Genomic DNA, 17,832 nt, shown 5'->3' with positions numbered 1-17,832 from the left:
TGATATGAAAATTGGCGTAGTTGGAGCGGGTGCAGTAGGAAGCTTTTTTGGGGCAATGCTGGAACAGGCTGGAAATGAAGTTACTTTTCTTGCAAGAGGAAGGCATTTGGCAGCCATGAAAGAAAATGGGTTAACCGTAAACAGAGAAAACAGCACGATGAACGTATACGGGAATTTTACAGATGAGCTGGAAGAATTGGCCGATTCGGAGCTTATTCTATTCTGTGTAAAATCCCATGATACTGAACAGATGGCAAAGGAATTACTTCCGCTTATTAGCAAGGATGCAAAGTTGATTACGATGCAAAATGGAGTAGACAATGAAGAAACGTTAAAAAACATTTTTGGGTCAAGCCGCACCTTTTCTTGTGCCACCTACATACAGTCCGCCATAACTGAACCCGGTACGGTGCAGCAGCAAGGAAGGGTAGCATTAGTAGTGGGAGAGCTTGTTCCTCATGCGAGAGATCACTGTGCCGGGATCGTAGATATATTTCAGCAGGCAGGAATTAATACAAAACATACCAGCAACATTCTTGATAAAAAATGGCGGAAGTTTTTATGGAATATTACATTCAATCCTCTATCGGCTATTGCGAATGCGGGAATTGGAGATATTATTGATCATGACACATTGCGGCAGACAGCAGAAAAAATCTGCAGGGAGGCGATGGAAGTAGCGCTTCTCCAAGGAATTAATATTAATCGGGAAGAAATGCTGGACACTATTTTTAAAAATGCAGAACGTGCTCGAGGGCATCACACTTCCATGCTGCAGGACCGGATCAACAACAAACAAATGGAAGTTGAATCCATGTGCGGCTATGTCCTTCGTAAAGCAAAGGAGTACGATGTTCCGGCTCCGGTTATCGAAACATTGTATAATATATTAACTTATATGAACGAACAGTTGACCGCTGATACCCCCAATGTGAACATATAAAGTAGAAAGGAATGGGACCTAATTATGAAATCAAATTGGATTACTTTGAAAATAATTACGGGAAAGATGGATAAATGTTAGTACTAGGCTATACTGATCCAGCTATCCGAAATCACCAGTTTCCCTGCAAAGAGACTACAATTATATTGTTACTTCCATTATCAATACGACAGACAGAAGATCCTTTAGTTAAATTTTAAGCGCTAAAGGATTTTTTAATTCAAATTTAAATCGACGATTCAAAAATGAATCGCGTGTTTCTGCATATTTTACATTAATCGATTCATAATTGAATTAATTAATAAAAGCTGCCTTCTGTTTGTATACTAAAGAATTTTTATTTTCTCTTTGTCAATCGCTTATTCAACAGCTGTTTCCGGTGAAACAGTTAATTTTATATAAGTTGGCATGAAGTTTGCATTAACTATATTGCATACATTAAAAAAATTCATCATTTTGGGAGGAATCTTTATGTCAACAGTGATCGCTGATGAACTTCAGCAAATGAAAACCATGATTAAAAATTTTGTAGATAACGAGGTGGATCCATGCGCCCAGCAAATAGAGGATGAAGACGCCATTCCACAGCACTTGATTGAAAAAGCAAAGGAACTGGGGCTGTTTGGAATCAGCATCCCGGAGGAGTATGGGGGGATTGGCCTGGATACTGTCGGGAAAGCTGTCGTTTTGGAACAACTTGGCAGAACACATAATGGGTTTGTATCCCTTATTAGTGCTCATACCGGGATAGGAAGTACGGGTATTGTAAAGCTTGCTTCAGAGTTTTTGAAGAAGAAATACCTGCCGGATATGGCTAGTGGAAGAAAAATTGGTGCATTTGCTTTATCCGAACCAGAGGCAGGATCTGATGCTACCAACTTATCCACCCATGCGGAAAGAGACGGAGACCATTGGGTGCTGAACGGTACTAAACATTTTATAACGAATGCTCCCATTGCTGATTTATTTACTGTATTTGCTGTAACAGATAAGACGAAAGGAGCAAAAGGAGGGATTACAGCATTTTTGGTGGAAAGGGAATTTCCGGGGCTTATTATCGGAAAAAAAGACAAAAAAATGGGACTCCGGGGCTCTTATACTTCCCAGGTCATCTTTGAAAACTGTCGGGTACCACGGGAAAACGTCATAGGTGAAGTAGGTATGGGCTATATGAGTGCTCTCAAAATTTTAGGCGAAGGGCGTGTGGGACTGGCTGCCCGTGCAGTTGGATCCTGCGATAAGTTAATAGAATTGTCGGCGGGCTATGCTCAGGAACGGGTGCAATTCGGTAAACCAATTGCAGCCAATCAGGGCATTCAATGGATGCTTGCAGATATGGCTACAGAAACAGAGGCGGCCCGTTCCTTAACGATGATGGCTGCTGAAAAAATAGACGCTGGCGAAAAGGTCATCAAAGAGGCGGCCATGGCAAAATTATTTGCTTCTGAAGTTTTTAATAAAGTCGCAGATCAAGCAGTTCAGATCCACGGAGGTATTGGGTATATCGGGGAATATTCGGTGGAGCATTTTTACAGGGATGCAAGAATTACAAAAATTTATGAGGGCACCAGTGAGATACAACGGATGATTATATCGAGAAAAGTACTGGAGGAGAACTAGGCTATAATTCTATTATTTTGGCCTTATGTTAATTATTACAGGTGCTACAAATTTAAAGGAAAGGATGGTGAGAGACAAATGGGAGAGCAGGCAACAACACAAAAAATAGATACAAGAATTGAAGAGAAACAAGCATATGTGGAACAAATTTGGCACAACAGGAAAGAAAAATGGAACAGGTCCAGAGTGTTGCTAACAGTGATATCCCTATTGGCTATCGGTCTTTCTGTATTTCATGTTTATACTGCCGGGTTTGGAACTCTATCTTCCTGGCTGCATAGAAGTGTGCATGTATTGTGGGCCATTATGCTGATATTTCTTCTCTTTCCGTTTAGGAAAGGGAAGAAGTTCGGGCTCATTGATGTGGTAGTTATCCTGTTGGCAATCGTGACAGCGGGCTATATGATTATCGATGCAGAAGGAATTCAAAGCAGACAAGGTAATATAAGCACAATGGATGCAGTGTTTGGCACCTTTTTTATCGCTCTGGTGCTTGACGCTACCAGGAGAACAAATGGTATTTTAATGGCTGGCATTGGCGTCTTCTTCTTGGTTTATATCCTTTTCGGCCAGTATTTTCCGGGGGCACTTGCTCATCCGGGCATTCGATATGAAAGAATGGTTGACCATATGTTCAGCGGCACATTGGGGATTTTCAGCGAACCAATTTATGTTAGTTCCACTGTGCTGATATTGTTTGTGATATTCGGTGCTTTCCTCATGCGTTCTGGGGGAGGACAGTTCTTTACAGATTTTGCTTTTGGTCTGCTCGGGAATAAATCAGGAGGACCGGCATTGTCTGCAGTTGGGTCAAGTTCCCTGGTAGGAATGATTACAGGAAATGGAGCGGCAAATGCGGCTATTACCGGATCGTTTACCATTCCTTTAATGAAAAAGTTAGGGTATAGTAAACGATTTTCGGCATCTGTGGAAGCGGTTGCTTCCCAAGGCGGTCAAATAATGCCGCCTATTATGGGGGCATCAGTTTTTATTATGGCGGAAACGCTGGGGATTCCGTATATACAACTTGCTTTGTACGCTTTAATACCGGCAGTCATTTATTTCTTTATTGCCGGCATGGTCGTATACTACCATGCAAAGCGCTTAAAACTGGCGGGAATACCAAAAGAACAACTGCCAAGTGTAAGGCGGGTACTTTTAAGACAAGGGTATTTGTTTTTACCGATTCTTCTCATCATAGGTTTGCTGCTGAATGGCTTTAGTCCGATGAAATCAGGTTTCTACGGAATATTATCTGCACTGGTGCTGAGTTGGATCCGAAAGGCAACAAGGATGAGTCTGCTTGGTGTCCTGGCTGCACTAGAGAATGGAGCAAGAAGTGCTTTGACTGTGATTGCTGCTTGTGCTACTGCCGGAATTATTGTTGGAGCCGTATCATTGACTGGATTGGGTATTACTTTCTCCCGGTTTGTCATTGATTTAGCAGGCGGAAATTTACTTTTGCTTTTAGCACTAATCGGGGTAGCATCCATCATCATGGGTATGGGTATGCCTACTGTTTCTGCGTATGTCATTCTTGCTGTACTGGGTGCTCCTGCACTTATACAATTAGGAGTGAATGAAGTTGCAGCTCATATGTTTGTATTTTACTTTGGCGTTATGTCCGGCCTCACACCGCCGGTCGCGATAACCGCTTATACAACGGCTGGGATTGCAGGTTCTGATCCTTTTAAAACAGCAGTTTATGCAATGAAAATAGGTTTAGGCGGATTTTTCGTTCCTTTTATTTTCGCCTATAATCCAGTGCTGCTTATGCAGGGAGGAGATCCTGCTCAAATTACGATAGCAATTGTAAGTGCTTTCTTAAGCTGTATTTTCTTTGCAGGTGCTTTGGAAGATTACTTCTTTATAGAGCTTGGACCTTTGAAACGAATATTAATGTTTGCGGTTGCAGTATTGCTGGTAACTCCTGGAATTACTGGTGACTTAATAGGTGTGGCCTTGGGGATTGTTCTTTTAATTATGCAGATGAAAAAAAGAGGAAATGCAATAGAAGGTACAAATCAAAAAATAAGCATGGAAAGGTGATGACGATGAAAAAATTAATTATGATTAGTGCTGTTATTTTAATGATATTGATGGCAGCATGTAACGGAGATAGTGAAGTATCCGGAGATTCCGACAAGCCTGAAGCTCCAGATCAATTTTTGACGATCGGTTCCGGCCCCATGGGCTCTGGCTGGTACCCTATTACTACTGCCATGACGGAACTTTACGCTGATGAGTTTAATGGGCTGAACGCGACACAGCAGGAAGGCGGATCTACTGCGAATTTAAACTCGCTTGAAATAGGCGATGTTCAAATGGCGTTAAATTATACTACTGATTTTAATGCAGCTCTGATTGGTGATGGAGAAGGTGGTTTTGATGAACCATTGGAAAATGTAGCTGCAATCGGGGCTATTTATCCCGTTTATCAAACCATTGCAACAAGAGCAAATAACACAGACATTAATACCATTGAGGACATTGTGGACAAGCATATCTTCCTGGGACCTCAAGGAGGAGGGGGGCCTGTCGCTTTTTGGCAGATGATGGAGGAATATGGTATTGATGAACAAACTATTGAACAAGCAGGCGGACAAATCTCATATGGAAATTATGCTGATGGCGCATCCATGCTGCAGGATAATAATGTGGATGTTTATTTGGCAGGTGGTGCTCCATTTGTTCCAGCTTTACAGGAAATGGAAGTAACTGCTCCAATTAAGGTTCTCCCCATTGATGAAGATAAACTAAATAGTATTGAAGGTAAAGATGTTGGGATAACAGGGGGAGCACTGCCGGGAGACACATATGAAGAAAATCCTGAGGACATCCCGACTTATATAATGGAAACGATGATTACGGTACGCGCGGATTTAGATGAAGATTATGTATATAACCTTACAAAGTTTTTCTGGGAAAACCTTGATTTGTTTGAACAGCAAGTGCCAGAAAGAGCGAAAGATTTTAGTTTGGATACGGCGATGAATGGAATTAATGAAGAAGACCTGCACCCTGGTGCAAAACGATATTATGAAGAACAAGGTATCTTGGATTAACATTTTTGCAGAGAGGAGAATTTTGATTGAATCGATTGGCAGACCGCAGATGGTATCATGCATATCCGGAAAATATAAATAACACATTGGAAGTTCCTGAGATACCTTTATACAAATTGTTGGAAACCACCGTAGAAAGGTATGGCAATCGAGCGGCGATCCTTTATGAAGGTAAAGAAATAACTTATAAAGTATTGAAGGACAGGGTAGAACGATTGGCTACTGTATGGGATCAAACAGGTTTAAAGAAAGGGGATAGAGTGGGGCTGATGGTTTCCAATCAGCCCTGCTACATAATTGCTTATTATGCTGCAATGAAACTGGGTTTAATCGTAGTTCAAATTAACCCGCATTACACCGCCAGGGAATTGATTCAGATCGTCAGCGATGCAGATATAAAGTGCATGGTAGTGGAAAAGAGAAGCATGGAAACATTTAAAAAGATCGATGATATGTTTGATATTGATCACATTTTTGTTACGTATCAAGGATCCGAACAATATAAGAGCATAGGTGATGTTATAAAAACAGCAATTCCGTTTAAAGGCCATGCCGATATCCATCCGAAAGAAGATGTGGCAGTAATCCAATATACCGGCGGGACTACAGGCGTCATGAAAGGAGCCATGCTTACCCACTATAACCTGGTGGCCAATGTATACCAAAGCCACGCCATGTACGGAGATCAAATGGGGTTCGGAGAGGAAGTAGTCCTGACCGCTACTCCGCTTTACCACGTCTACGCGATGACGAGTGCGATGAATCTGGGCGTTTATACCGGTGCTACCATTTTACTAATTAATAAGTTTGACACTACAAAAGTGCTGGAGAAAATAAAAGAGTACCAGCCTACTTTTTTTCCGGGAGTTCCCAGAATGTATAATGCCTTTGTTAATCATGAAAACGTGGAAGCTTACGGAATAGACAGCCTGAAGCTTTGCTCTTCCGGTTCAGCACCACTGCCTGTGGAAGTGATCAGGAAGTTTGAAAAGATGACAGGGGCGGTTATTGGAGAGGGATTTGGTTTATCGGAAGCATCCCCGTCAACGCATCGAAACCCGCCGGGTGGAAACCGAAAAGCAGGCAGTGTCGGGATACCGTTTCCATTGACGGATTGCAAGATCGTTAATGAAGAGCATAACGAGGTTCCGGTGGGAACAGTAGGAGAACTGGTAATAAAAGGGCCGCAGATTATGAAAGGATATTGGAGAAACAGTGAGGAAACGGAGCGCGCGCTCATAAACGGGTGGCTTTATACAGGGGATCTGGCAAAGCAGGATGAGGATGGCTACTTTTATATTGTAGGAAGAAAAAAAGAGATGGTCATTAATGGAGGGTTCAATGTATATCCTCAGGAAGTTGAAAATGTGCTTTATGAACATCCGGATATTAAAGAATGTGCAGTCGTTGGCATTCCACATGCGGAAAAAGGTGAGGTATTAAAAGCATATCTGGTGCCAAAGGATGGAAAAACTCTGGATACGGAAGAAGTAAAAGGATTATGTTACCGGAATTTAACTCCTTATAAGGTGCCGAAGATGTTTGAAATCATTGAAGAATTACCAAGAAATACAGTTGGAAAAATACTGAAGCGCATGCTGGTTGAAAAAGATAGAATGAAATAATTTGATAGCAGTTGATGGTCAGCAGGTTCCATGTAAACCGCTGCCGGGATGCTTATTTAAATAGAAGTGAAATTTTTAGAAATTATACAATAAAGCATTAATGCATAGAGGGAGCGATATACATGCATTTACGTCTGACGGAAGAACAGAAAATGGTACAGGAAACAATACGGAAATTTGTAGAAAAGGAATTGATTCCCCTTGAAAATGATGTGCTTAGGAATGAAATTGAAGGGAAACCAAGCTTGCCCGCTGAAAAGCAGCAGGAATTGGTTTTGAAGGCAAAGGAATCAGGTTTTTGGGGGATTAATACGCCGGCAGAGTACGGAGGAGCTGATTTAGGGCAAATGATGCAGGCGATTATTACGATGGAAGTTTCAAAAACGTTTGTGCCATTTAAGTTTGGCGGTTCGGCAGATAATATTCTTTACTATGCAAACGAAAAACAAAAAGAAAAATACCTAATACCAACCATAAATGGAGACAAGAAATCCTGCTTTGCTATGACGGAGCCCGGAGCTGGTTCAGACACCCGGAATATAAAAATGACCGCTGTCAAAGATGGCAGCGATTGGATTCTGAATGGAGAGAAAACCTTTATCACCGGTGGAAATGAAGCGGACTTCGTTATGGTGATAGCCATTACGGATAAAGAACTTCACGAAAAAACAAAAGGACGTGAGGGTGTTACTTGTTTCATTGCAGACCGGGAGATGGGCTGGACATCTGAATTTATTCATACCATGGGAGAATGGGGACCGGCCAGTCTGTTTTTTGATAACACAAGAGTTCCTGAAGAGAACATTTTAGGTGAATTGCACCAGGGATATCAGTTGGGACTGGAATGGATTGGATTTGCAAGATGGATTGTTGGAGCACGTGCGGTAGGTTCAGCGGAACGAGTACTTCAATTGGCTATTGATTATGCCAATGAACGGGAAACGTTTGGGAAACCAATTGCTGACAGACAGGCGATCCAATGGCAGATAGCAGATTCTGCCGTGGAAATAGAGGCAGCCAAATGGCTGGTTCTCAATGCAGCCTTTACCCTTGATGAGGGAGAGGATAACCGGCATCTGGCTTCCATGGCCAAATTATATGGTGCCAACATGGGAAATCGGGTGATTGATCGTGTCCTGCAAATACATGGCGGAATGGGATATACGAGAGAATTACCAATTGAACGCTGGTATCGTGAAGCTAGGTTGTGGAGGATTTATGACGGCACAGATGAAATTCAAAGATTAATCATCTCAAGAAATCTAATTAAAGACAATGTCAAAATAGGACAGTATATATAGAAAAAATAGGGAGGAATAAATAATGGCAGGAAATTTTGAAGGAAGAGTAGCTTTTATTACGGGCGGCAGCCGTGGTATCGGCAAAGGGATTGCATTAAGGTTTGCGGAAGAAGGCGCAAAAATAGCGGTGATTGATATTAATGAGGAAGCATTAAATGAAGTTCAAACAGAGTTTAAAGCAAAGGGGTATGAGATTTTTACGAAAAAAGCAAATGTTACCCAGGCTGATGAAGTAGAGGCAGCAGTGAAGGACATTGTCAATGCGTATGGAAGAATAGATATTTTAGTAAATAATGCCGGTATTATCCGTGATAACTTATTATTTAAAATGACCGATGATGACTGGCAGCAGGTAATGGATGTTCACTTAAAAGGATCTTTTTACGCAACACGGGCTGTGCAGAAATATATGGTTGATCAAAAATACGGCCGGATTATTAATATTTCATCCACCTCTGCCCAGGGAAACAGAGGGCAGGCAAATTATTCAACAGTAAAGGCAGGACTGCAAGGGTTTACCAAGACGTTGTCCATTGAACTTGGTAAGTTTGGAATTACTGCAAATGCTGTAGCGCCGGGCTTTATAGAAACAGAAATGACGAAAGCAACAGCAGAGCGGGTAGGTGTTCCCTTTGATCAATTTATTCAAGGGGCAATCAGTAAAATTCCGGTTGCCAGAAGCGGCAAGCCTGAAGATATTGCGAATGCTGTTGCATTTTTCGCAGATGAAAGATCTTCATTTGTGAGCGGCCAGGTTATTTATGTTGCCGGAGGACCGAAAGACTAAGCATGATGGGAGGTCAGTAATGATGTACAAGAACATGATTGGCAAGAAATCAGATAAAGTGAAGAACGCTGTGGAACGAACGCTTGTAAGACGATTTGCGGAAGCGATCGGGGATCCGCACCCGATATTTATCGATGAAGAAACGGGAAAACAATCAAGGTATGGAGCAAACATAGCACCGCCAACTTTCCCGAGAACGTTCGATTTCGGTACAGTAGAGGGGTTGCAACTACCTGAAAAAGGCCTTATCCATGGGGGACAGAACTATTATTATGAAAGACCTCTATTGGTAGGGGAAGAAGTTTATTGCTTCACCCGTGTGAAAGATTACTTTGAAAAGGAAGGTAAAAACGGGCTGATGAGTTTTCTCGTAATCGAGCGGTTCGGTGAAAGCACAGATGGCGATGTCATTTTCACAGAGGCATCCACGGTTATTATTAATGAAAAAGTAAGGGAGGCCATGCAAGCATGAATGGTATGTCGGAACTGAAGGAAAATGAATTATTGGAAGTAACGCTGGATCCGGTAACCAGATTGGATCTTATACGTTATGCAGGTGCTTCAGGAGATTTTAACCCAATTCATACGATTGATGAAGAAGCGGAAAAAGCAGGCCTACCCGGCATTATCGCGCATGGCATGTGGACAATGGGTAACCTGGCAAAACTCTTCACCCCGTATTACAGTGAAGGATTTATTCAGGATTACCAGATCCGTTTTGCCGGAATGGTTTTTTTGGAAGATGTCATCACATTGCAGGCGGAATTGGAGAAAACGGATAACCATACTTTCGAATTTCAGGTGAGAGCGGTAAACCAACATGAAAAAGAAGTAATCAAGGGAAAAGTAAGATTTCTAAAATATTAATCTGAGTTAATTTCATAACTGCTTATTTCCGAACATTCATATGGATATACATTGAATCATGCGTTCATTTATCGCTGATTCCGTTGATTGGAGCGGAAGGCGGCGACTCCAACGGGAATAGCGATAGCCGAAGACCCGCAGCGAAGTGAGGAGGCTGAGGCAGAGCCCGTGGCAAAGAAAACACGGCGAAAACGAGTTTGAGTCGATGTTGCACTTGTGCCTGTGGTGAAAGCGTCCGTCTGGAGCGGAAATCAACTTCGTTAGGATTTCAATACTAATTTCTCGTTATGAAATTGATTCATCTATAAAAAACCTGAGCTTAAAGGGTAAAGGAAGCCAAGGAGGAATGGAGATGGAGAGAGAGGCAGTGATCGTTGCAGCGGCACGGACAGCGATTGGAAGACAGGGTGGAGCGCTGGCAAGTGTACCTGCTCACGTTTTTGGAGCGGAAGTAATAAAGGAAGTAGTAAACAGATCAAAATTGGAACCGGAAATGATCGATGATGTGATATTCGGAAACGTTTTGAGCGGAGGGGGAAATATTGCAAGATTAACAGCTTTAGAGACAGATTTATCTCTGAATTTACCGGGATTAACAGTTGATCGCCAGTGCGGTTCTGGGATTAATGCAGCTATGCTGGCTGCACAGGCGATTAAATCCGGAGCAGGAGATGTATACATCGCAGGCGGTATTGAAAGCATGAGCCGGGCTCCCTACTTGATGGACCGTGCTGAACGGCCGTATGATGCAGCTCTTCCAAAGTTCCGGAAGTCTCAATTATCACCGGAGAGAATTGGAAACCCTCCGATGGGAATTACAGCAGAAAATCTGGCAAAGAAATATGACATTTCCAGGGAAGAGCAGGATGAGTTTGCCCTCGCGAGCCAGCAAAAAATGGCGGAGGCTATGGAAGCAGGACGTTTTAATGAACAAATTGTTCCGATCTCCATCCCTCAACGAAAAGGAGAGCCGGTTATTTTTGAAAAGGATGAGCATCCGCGTCCCCAGTCCAGCATGGAAGGATTGTCGAAACTGATGCCTGCCTTTGCAGAAAGGGGATCAGTCACCCCCGGCAATAGCTCTGGTCTTAACGACGCAGCCTCTGCATTGGTTATTATGACGAAGGAGAAAGCTGAAGAATTGAAATTAGAACCTTTAGCGTTTATTAGAGAGGGCGCAGTAGCAGGAGTCGATCCTAATATCATGGGAATAGGACCGGTGCCAGTCATTAAGAAAGTAATGGGGAATGCTGGTCTTGAATTGAATGACATGGATCTTATTGAGCTGAATGAAGCATTTGCAGCACAGGTCATCGCCTGTGACCGAGAATTAAACTTTAATTCGGAAAAACTGAATGTGAATGGCGGCGCCATCGCTCATGGCCATCCACTCGGTGCTACAGGGGCCATTCTTCTTACCAAAGCAGTATATGAACTGCAAAGAATGGAAGGGAAACATGCTTTGATTACTGCTTGTATCGGTGGCGGTCAGGGAATTGCAATGATTATTGAGCGGAATTAAATAACACGGATAGGGGTTAGGAGTGACCTGGGAGTACATAAAAAAAGGGTGAGTGATGTAATCAGATCCCCTGGATGGAGGTGTGCTATGGGAGAGATACATGAAATTGAAACGTATGTGCGTTTCTGTGATACAGATGCATTAGGGCATGTTAACAATACCCGTCATTTTCAATATTTTGAAGAAGCCAGAACAAAGTTTTTTAAAGCAGTTTATCCAGAGCGCAGTACTTCATTCAGCTTTATTTTAGCGTCCATATCCTGTGATTATCTGGCACAGGCATATGCTGATCAAATTTTAAAAGTCACGACATTTGTTATGAACATTGGAAATAAAAGTTTTACATTAAAACATGTGCTGACAAATAATGATACCGGGGAAAAAGTGGCAGAATCATCAGGAGTGGTAGTCTGTTTTGACTATCATAAGCAACATTCAATTGCCATTCCGGAAAAATTAAATTTAAGACTTGGAAATTACCTGATGGACAAGCAGTATACTTGAGGAATAGATGAAAATAAGCAAATACAATAAAAGAAAAATTATTAAACTTGCAAAGGAATGAATTGCATATGAAAGTAGAAGAGTTATTTGGTCTAGAGGGAAAAGTGGCGCTTATTACCGGCGGTGGACGGGGGCTGGGAGCTCAAATGGCAGAAGTTTATGCAGAAATGGGCTGTGACCTTGCCCTCTGCTCAAGAAAAAAATCAAACTGTGACCAAACTGCTGAAGCGCTTTCAAATAAGTACGGGATAAAGGCAAAAGGATACGAGCTGAATGTGAGCAGTGAAGAAGAAGTGGAGAACACTGTGAATCAGGTGCTGGAAGACTTTGGCCAAATAGATATCCTGGTAAATAACAGCGGGGCCACATGGGGTGCCCCAGTGGAAGAAATGCCATTGGAGGCATGGAATAAAGTAATGAATGTAAATGTAACCGGAACATTTTTGCTGAGCAAAACAGTCGGAAAACATATGATTCATCGGCGGTATGGAAAAATCATTAACGTTGCATCGGCAGCCGGACTCAAGGTAAGACCGCCGGAAGTCACCAACACGATAGGCTACACTACAAGTAAGGCTGCCGTCATCCATTTCACTAAAGATCTGGCAATGAAATGGGCCAGACATAATATTTATGTAAATGCTATTGCTCCAGGTATGTTCCGGACGAAAATGACCAAAGGTACCCTTACTGAAAAGGAAGACAGTGTGCTGGAAACCATCCCGTTAAAGAAAATCGGAGATGAAAACATGTTAAAAGGCGCAGCATTGTATTTGGCGTCTCCGGCAAGTGATTTTGTAACGGGTACTGTTCTAAGTGTTGATGGAGGGAGTACTCTATAATTCCAGCATAATGGTTCATCACTTGGAAAATGAAATTTATAAGTAGATGACTAGAATGGAATTGAATAAGCTGACTAAAGCAACCGGTTCGTTTAAACTCTTCAAATAATATTAAAGCTGAAGCTGAATGTAACAATATTGATGTGTGTAAAAATGACCTGTACAGCAAATGGTCAATCCATTAAAGAGAAAACACAGCAGTCTCATATAAATAGGGGGGAGTGATAAAGTTTGAGCGTAAAAGAAGGAACACTGCTATGGGAACCTTCTGAGAGGTTGAAGAAGGAAGCAGTAATCACAGATTATATTACATGGCTGAATACGAAAAAAAATCTCTCCATTACAGCATATGACGAACTGTGGAATTGGTCTGTTCAGAATACGGAGGAATTTTGGGAAAGCATTTGGGATTACTATGAGGTAAAATCCTATACAGATTATAAGTCAGTTCTTGAAAAAGAGACGATGCCGGGAGCAAAGTGGTTTGATGGCGCATCCCTTAACTACGCTGAACATATTCTCAGAAATGCGGAGGAAGGTAAAGTGGCTATCTATTCCAAGTCCGAAACCCGTCCCTATTCTGAAATAACCTGGGATCAATTATTAAAGCAGACGGCTTCCGTAGCATCGTATCTTAAGAAAATTGGCGTAAAACCCGGAGACCGTGTCGCATCTTATATGCCTAACATACCTGAAACCGTCGTTGCTTTTTTAGCCACTGCCAGTATAGGCGCAATATGGTCGAGCTGTGCTCCGGAATTCGGCCTCGGCAGCACGCTTGACAGATTTAAGCAAATTAAGCCAAAAGTGTTGTTTGCAGTGGATGGTTATCAGTATAACGGAAAACCGTATCTTAAAATGGATACGGTATTGAAATTGCAAAATGAATTAAGCAGCCTAAAGCAAACTATTATTGTGCCATACCTGAATACACAGCCGGATATCAGGGGATCAGGACCAGTTTCCTGCTGGTCCGATATGCTTGGATTGTCAGAGAAAATCACCTTCGAAAAGGTGCCATTCGACCATCCGTTATGGATTTTGTATTCTTCGGGCACTACCGGATTGCCTAAGGCTATCGTTCATGGGCATGGTGGGATCACCCTTTCCATGCTGTTAAAAAACCTGCAGGCTGACCTTACGCCGGATGATCGTTTTTTCTGGTATACAACCACTGGCTGGATGATGTGGAATACGGTTGTTGGATCCTTGATCACCGGAGCATCCATTGTTTTATATGATGGAAGCCCAACATACCCGGATATGGGTGTTTTATGGCGATTGGCAGAGAAAACTAAAATGACATCATTTGGAACCAGCCCAAGTTACATTTTAAACTGCATGAAGAAAAACCTGGAGCCCGGAAAGACATATGATGTATCCTCTATTTCTACTTTTGCCTATACGGGCTCACCTCTTTCACCGGAAGGGTTTAAGTGGATCTATGATCATGTAAAGGCGGATGTCAGGGTTGCACCAAGCAGCGGCGGCACGGATTTATGTGCTTCCATTGTGGCATCCAACGTACTATCTCCATTACATGCTGGAGAAATTCCATGCCGCAGTCTGGGGGTATCCGTGTACTCCTATGACGAAGCGGGCAAACCGATATATAACGAGATGGGGGAAATGGTGATAACAAAGCCATATCCTTCCATGCCACTTTACTTTTGGAATGATCGTGATGGACAGAGATATCATGAAAGTTATTTTAATGTATACCCGGGAATATGGAGGCACGGGGATTTATTGAAAATTAATAAAAGCGGCAGCGCCGTTATTTATGGCAGATCAGATGCTACCATCAATCGAATGGGTGTCCGAACTGGTTCCAGTGAAATTTATAATGCCGTGGAGGGGATCCCGGAGGTGCTTGATAGTCTGGTTGTGGATTTAAGCGGCTATTATCATGAACCTTATATGCCTTTATTCGTTGTCGTTCGCGACGGGGATACTTTAACAGCGGATCTAAAAAGGAAAATTAATGCAGAAATCAGAGATGAGGTTTCACCCCGTCACATTCCCGATGATATTTTTGAAATTAGAGAGGTTCCCAGAACGTTAACCGGAAAGAAAATGGAGATTCCGGTTCGAAAGATACTTTTAGGCCAGTCATTGGACAAGGCAGTCAGTAAAGATGCCATGAAAAATCCCCATTCCATTAATTATTTTTTACACTTATCCAGGAAACTGAACGATAACATACTTGGATAAATTGTGTGTCGAAACGGAATGTATTTCTGCAGGCTTGCCATAGTAACGGGCAGCAGTGATGCCTTTTCAACGCCCCGGCATGATATGGAGGAGTAAAACTGTTCGTATGTTTACAAATGTGAAGGGAGAAGCAGAAGCCGATAAAAAAATAGCTGCAGAACAAAATCTAATATTTGTATGGAGCTGTGCCGTATTTTTTTCCACTATGAATTCAACGATGTTTAATATTGCCATTCCGAGTGTTCAGTCTGATTTATCCATCAGTATTTCATTGGCTTCATGGATTATTTCGGGCTATTCCATAGTTTTGGCCATTTCTACCCTGACATTCAGCAGGTTGAGTGAATCGATCCCTGCGTTGAAATTAATCATTACAGGTATTCTCTTATTGGGCGCAGGATCCTTTATCGGCTATTTTTCAGACCACTATATTTTTACTTTAATCACGCGTCTGATTCAAGCTGCAGGAGCAGGTTCGATTGTCAGTCTTGCTGTAGTTGTGGCCGCCCGCTACATACCATCTGCAAGACGGGGAAGAGCGCTGGCATTAATCTCTTCCTCAGCGGTAAGCGGCCTGGGTCTGGGCCCTGTTATTGGTGGTGTTATTGATCAATATGTGGGATGGAATGCATTGTTTTTAGTTACAGCGTCTGTCTTACTTTTCATCCCTTTTTTTATCCTTTTGGTGCCCAGAGAGCAGCAAAGACCCATGAAATTTGACGCTTTAGGATGTATGCTTACTATATTGAGTGCAGTATGTTTGATGCTTTTTTTTACTACCTTTCATGTTTTATATATTGTTCCTGTCTTTATTCTTGGGATATTCACAAGAAAACATTTTCTTCAAGTGAAGCATCCGTTTATTAATACAAATCTATTAAAAAAGAAACGTTATACACATCTATTATATGTCAGTTTTATTGGCTATTTTGTATATTTTGCCGCTTTATTTATTTTACCTTTGTTATTAAGCGATTTATTTCAAAGTGGGTCCCTGGAAATTGGTTTGTTATTATTGCCGGGTGCCATTGGTTCAGCTTTAGCAGCAAACACCATAGGAAAGATTATAGAAAAGCTTGGAAACGGGAACGTAATTGTTATGTCTCAGCTGCTTTTTTTGATTTCCATTATTATGTTTATTTTTTTATCAGCGGTTTCACCGGTTTTTATGCTTTTGGCCTACTTATTTATGAGTCCCGGGTTTACAGCACTTTCAACAAGTATCCGCAATGAAATAGCAAGCATATTACAACCGAATGAAGTAGCAACAGGAGTGGGTATTGCACAGTTAACTCAATTTTTTGGCGGAGCATTTGGAGTAACCGTTTCCGGAACCATTTTAGCTATAGAGGCAGGCCTTTCATCTGAATTCATGTATATGACTGTGTATATCATGCTGGGTGTATTAACCTGTATCTCTGCTTTTATTTTTAAAAAATACAATCGAAGTGGCAGTGATAAGTGTTTGGTGGAGAAGTTGGAATAAATTAAAGTAACCTGAGGAGGCGTAACATTGACAATATCAAACCGTAAATTTCTATTAGCAAGCAGACCCAAAGGCATGCCCGGAACCGAGAACTTCAAGATGATCACCAGTGATTTGCCTCCGGTTAAGGAAGGGGAAGTGTTAATAAGATCTATCTATTTATCTGTAGATCCTTATATGCGGGGGAGAATGCGCGGGGTTAAAACTTATGTGGAGCCTTACCGATTACATGAGGTGTTAACCGGCGGAGTAGTCGGTGAAGTAGCAGAATCCAGAAATGCTTCATTTAAAGAAGGGGAAATAGTAGAAGGCCGGCTGGACTGGGCTGATTTTTCCATTTCTAACGGAGAGAATATCAGAAGGGTGAATCCTGACCTGGCACCAATTTCAACAGCACTTGGAGCAGCCGGAATGCCGGGACTGACTGCCTACTTTGGGATGCTGGATATAGGCAGGCCAAAAACTGGTGAGACAGTCGTCGTGTCAGGAGCTGCAGGTGCTGTAGGTTCTGTTTCAGGACAATTAGCAAAGATGAAAGGGTGCCGGCTAGTTGGAATAGCGGGTTCTGCAGAAAAAACAGATTACTTGAAAAACGATCTTGGTTTTGACGCAACAATCAACTATAAAACGGAGAATGTCAGGGACGCGTTGAAAACAACTTGTCCAAACGGCGTAGATATATATTTTGATAATGTAGGAGGGGAAATTTCAGATGCAGTAATAGAGTTCATTAACTTCCATTCGAGGATCGTACTTTGCGGTCAAATTTCCACTTATAATTTGGAGAAGCCTGCACTGGGCCCGAGGATCCAGGGGCAATTAATTCACCGCAGCGCATTAATGAAAGGATTTATTGTCAGAGATTATGCTGATCGATTTGAAGAAGGCTATACGCAACTGGGAAATTGGATTAACGATGGCACATTAAAGTACAGGGAAAATATAATTGAAGGATTGGAGAATGCCCCACAAGCTTTTATTGGGTTATTTCTGGGAGAAAATGTTGGGAAGCAGCTTATTAAACTATAAGCGTGTCATTCTATAAATGTAGTAATA

At 42.0% G+C, this 17,832-nt stretch carries 15 protein-coding genes; all 15 read left to right on the top strand.

Annotation, left to right across the window (positions count from 1 at the left end):
- The first annotated feature begins 4 nt into the window (after positions 1–4).
- Positions 5–943, top strand: coding sequence for a ketopantoate reductase family protein (locus tag ACZ42C_RS09820; RefSeq protein WP_461183283.1), 939 nt, complete (start codon positions 5–7; stop codon positions 941–943).
- Positions 944–1,414: 471 nt separating this feature from the next.
- Positions 1,415–2,563 (top strand): acyl-CoA dehydrogenase family protein, encoded by a 1,149-nt coding sequence (locus ACZ42C_RS09815; protein ID WP_461183284.1) that lies wholly within the window; start codon positions 1,415–1,417, stop codon positions 2,561–2,563.
- A 78-nt stretch (positions 2,564–2,641) separates the two neighbouring features.
- Positions 2,642–4,612 carry a TRAP transporter permease gene (locus ACZ42C_RS09810; RefSeq protein WP_461183285.1) on the top strand — a complete coding sequence of 657 codons (1,971 nt, stop codon included), beginning with the start codon at positions 2,642–2,644 and terminating at the stop codon, positions 4,610–4,612.
- Between the two features lie 5 nt (positions 4,613–4,617).
- Positions 4,618–5,628 carry a TAXI family TRAP transporter solute-binding subunit gene (locus ACZ42C_RS09805; protein ID WP_461183286.1) on the top strand — a complete coding sequence of 337 codons (1,011 nt, stop codon included), beginning with the start codon at positions 4,618–4,620 and terminating at the stop codon, positions 5,626–5,628.
- Between the two features lie 26 nt (positions 5,629–5,654).
- Positions 5,655–7,253 (top strand): long-chain-fatty-acid--CoA ligase, encoded by a 1,599-nt coding sequence (locus ACZ42C_RS09800; RefSeq protein ID WP_461183287.1) that lies wholly within the window; start codon positions 5,655–5,657, stop codon positions 7,251–7,253.
- Between the two features lie 122 nt (positions 7,254–7,375).
- Entirely contained in the window at positions 7,376–8,554 is a 1,179-nt protein-coding gene (locus tag ACZ42C_RS09795; RefSeq protein WP_461183288.1) for an acyl-CoA dehydrogenase family protein, read from the top strand.
- Between the two features lie 22 nt (positions 8,555–8,576).
- The gene (locus ACZ42C_RS09790; protein WP_461183289.1) at positions 8,577–9,341 is read left to right on the top strand and encodes a beta-ketoacyl-ACP reductase; all 765 of its coding nucleotides are present in this window, start codon (positions 8,577–8,579) and stop codon (positions 9,339–9,341) included.
- 22 nt (positions 9,342–9,363) lie between these two features.
- Positions 9,364–9,813 (top strand): MaoC family dehydratase N-terminal domain-containing protein, encoded by a 450-nt coding sequence (locus ACZ42C_RS09785; protein WP_461183302.1) that lies wholly within the window; start codon positions 9,364–9,366, stop codon positions 9,811–9,813.
- Positions 9,810–10,208, top strand: coding sequence for a MaoC/PaaZ C-terminal domain-containing protein (locus ACZ42C_RS09780; protein ID WP_461183290.1), 399 nt, complete (start codon positions 9,810–9,812; stop codon positions 10,206–10,208). Before ACZ42C_RS09785 ends, ACZ42C_RS09780 begins: the two co-directional genes overlap by 4 nt.
- A 352-nt stretch (positions 10,209–10,560) precedes the next feature.
- The gene (locus ACZ42C_RS09775; protein ID WP_461183291.1) at positions 10,561–11,730 is read left to right on the top strand and encodes a thiolase family protein; all 1,170 of its coding nucleotides are present in this window, start codon (positions 10,561–10,563) and stop codon (positions 11,728–11,730) included.
- An 87-nt stretch (positions 11,731–11,817) separates the two neighbouring features.
- Positions 11,818–12,234, top strand: coding sequence for an acyl-CoA thioesterase (locus ACZ42C_RS09770; protein ID WP_461183292.1), 417 nt, complete (start codon positions 11,818–11,820; stop codon positions 12,232–12,234).
- Positions 12,235–12,302: 68 nt separating this feature from the next.
- The gene (locus ACZ42C_RS09765) at positions 12,303–13,076 is read left to right on the top strand and encodes an SDR family oxidoreductase (protein ID WP_461183293.1); all 774 of its coding nucleotides are present in this window, start codon (positions 12,303–12,305) and stop codon (positions 13,074–13,076) included.
- 231 nt (positions 13,077–13,307) lie between these two features.
- Positions 13,308–15,290, top strand: a complete 1,983-nt coding sequence (locus tag ACZ42C_RS09760) for an acetoacetate--CoA ligase (protein ID WP_461183294.1) — start codon at positions 13,308–13,310, stop codon at positions 15,288–15,290.
- Positions 15,291–15,396: 106 nt separating this feature from the next.
- Positions 15,397–16,776: an MFS transporter gene (locus tag ACZ42C_RS09755; RefSeq protein ID WP_461183295.1), complete on the top strand. Its 1,380-nt coding sequence runs from the start codon at positions 15,397–15,399 to the stop codon at positions 16,774–16,776.
- 27 nt (positions 16,777–16,803) lie between these two features.
- Entirely contained in the window at positions 16,804–17,805 is a 1,002-nt protein-coding gene (locus tag ACZ42C_RS09750; RefSeq protein ID WP_461183296.1) for an NADP-dependent oxidoreductase, read from the top strand.
- Positions 17,806–17,832: the final 27 nt, after the last annotated feature.

It is taken from the genome of Virgibacillus kimchii, from assembly GCF_055379185.1.
Note: the sequence above shows the minus strand (reverse complement) of the source record. Positions and strands in the feature narration are given on the sequence as shown.

What these genes read in the sequence shown, in the direction of transcription:
- ACZ42C_RS09820 (WP_461183283.1), top strand. Translation starts at nt 5, where the DNA reads ATGAAAATTGGCGTAGTTGGAGCGGGTGCAGTAGGAAGCTTTTTTGGG.
- ACZ42C_RS09815 (WP_461183284.1), top strand. Translation starts at nt 1,415, where the DNA reads ATGTCAACAGTGATCGCTGATGAACTTCAGCAAATGAAAACCATGATT.
- ACZ42C_RS09810 (WP_461183285.1), top strand. Translation starts at nt 2,642, where the DNA reads ATGGGAGAGCAGGCAACAACACAAAAAATAGATACAAGAATTGAAGAG.
- ACZ42C_RS09805 (WP_461183286.1), top strand. Translation starts at nt 4,618, where the DNA reads ATGAAAAAATTAATTATGATTAGTGCTGTTATTTTAATGATATTGATG.
- ACZ42C_RS09795 (WP_461183288.1), top strand. Translation starts at nt 7,376, where the DNA reads ATGCATTTACGTCTGACGGAAGAACAGAAAATGGTACAGGAAACAATA.
- ACZ42C_RS09790 (WP_461183289.1), top strand. Translation starts at nt 8,577, where the DNA reads ATGGCAGGAAATTTTGAAGGAAGAGTAGCTTTTATTACGGGCGGCAGC.
- ACZ42C_RS09785 (WP_461183302.1), top strand. Translation starts at nt 9,364, where the DNA reads ATGTACAAGAACATGATTGGCAAGAAATCAGATAAAGTGAAGAACGCT.
- ACZ42C_RS09780 (WP_461183290.1), top strand. Translation starts at nt 9,810, where the DNA reads ATGAATGGTATGTCGGAACTGAAGGAAAATGAATTATTGGAAGTAACG.
- ACZ42C_RS09775 (WP_461183291.1), top strand. Translation starts at nt 10,561, where the DNA reads ATGGAGAGAGAGGCAGTGATCGTTGCAGCGGCACGGACAGCGATTGGA.
- ACZ42C_RS09770 (WP_461183292.1), top strand. Translation starts at nt 11,818, where the DNA reads ATGGGAGAGATACATGAAATTGAAACGTATGTGCGTTTCTGTGATACA.
- ACZ42C_RS09765 (WP_461183293.1), top strand. Translation starts at nt 12,303, where the DNA reads ATGAAAGTAGAAGAGTTATTTGGTCTAGAGGGAAAAGTGGCGCTTATT.
- ACZ42C_RS09755 (WP_461183295.1), top strand. Translation starts at nt 15,397, where the DNA reads ATGTTTACAAATGTGAAGGGAGAAGCAGAAGCCGATAAAAAAATAGCT.